Source organism: Quyinboa ferrireducens (assembly GCF_042436675.1).
In the GTDB taxonomy this organism is placed as follows: domain Bacteria; phylum Bacteroidota; class Bacteroidia; order Bacteroidales; family UBA5342; genus JBHJHP01.
The window spans coordinates 1-943 of the sequence record NZ_JBHMVA010000084.1; the positions used below are offsets into that span (position 1 = coordinate 1).

Here is a 943-nt window from a genome sequence, read left to right on the forward strand (position 1 = left end):
CGTTAGGCATTATTTAGGTCGATACTGCAAATGAGAGACGCAACAAGAAGAAATAGGAATATCGGTACATCTAAGCAAGGTCATGGAAAGGATAACGAATTGACAATTCCGCAGCCTGCTTTGATTCTAAAAAGCTTTTATGAGCGTTTGGATAATTATAATAAAATTCCAAGGACTATAAACGGACATGATTTCTTATTCGTTGTTGAAGAAACCAGAGAGTCTTCAAAACATGCTTGCTCGATTAATGACGTTTCAAAGATTCTAGAAAATATCCCGACCAAAGATTATGGTGATTTAAAATTGATTATTTTAAGACAGCCAAAAAGAAAAGAGGAGACTTTATCTCCAGTTTGGGGTAGACTGATTTATTCATATAAGTTTGAGGACGATTATTTTCCTGCAATAGTTATCGAGGCAATGGATTTTAAACGAAAATTCAAATGGACTACGAAATTATCGGTAGAAAGTCAGAGAGAACTAGAAAGATTACGAGAAGACGGACATAAAATTATTGACGACAAACGAAACTTCGTTGCAGATTATGAACTTGATAATGTGAGAGCAACTCAACTTTATCGCACATTGATTCATGAATTCGGACACTTCGCACATTATCAAGAATTTGTGGAAAGACCAGGAACTGAAAATGAAGAATATGAAGATTGGGAGAAGCGATATGATTTATATTTTAAATTGCCGAAATCTGAGAAAGAAAAATTTGCTCATAATTACGCCGACAAGATTAAACGTGAATTGATTGAGAAAAAAATTATACCTTTTGAAAAAATAGAGGATGAATAAACAATGCCTAACACGCGGTCATAGTGCATGGCAGTACTTTTAAACCAAATAATTCAACGTTCGCTGCAAGCACCTTTCGTCCTGACAGTTCCTATCCTATCGGACAGAAACTGCCACGACACCATACCGCGGGAACGTT

At 35.8% G+C, this 943-nt stretch carries 1 protein-coding gene; it reads left to right on the top strand.

Annotated elements, in window-relative coordinates:
• Positions 1 to 30 precede the first annotated feature (30 nt).
• A complete protein-coding gene (locus ACE01N_RS20520; RefSeq protein ID WP_380592958.1) occupies positions 31 to 804 on the top strand; it encodes a hypothetical protein in 774 nt (257 codons plus the stop codon).
• Positions 805 to 943 lie beyond the last annotated feature (139 nt).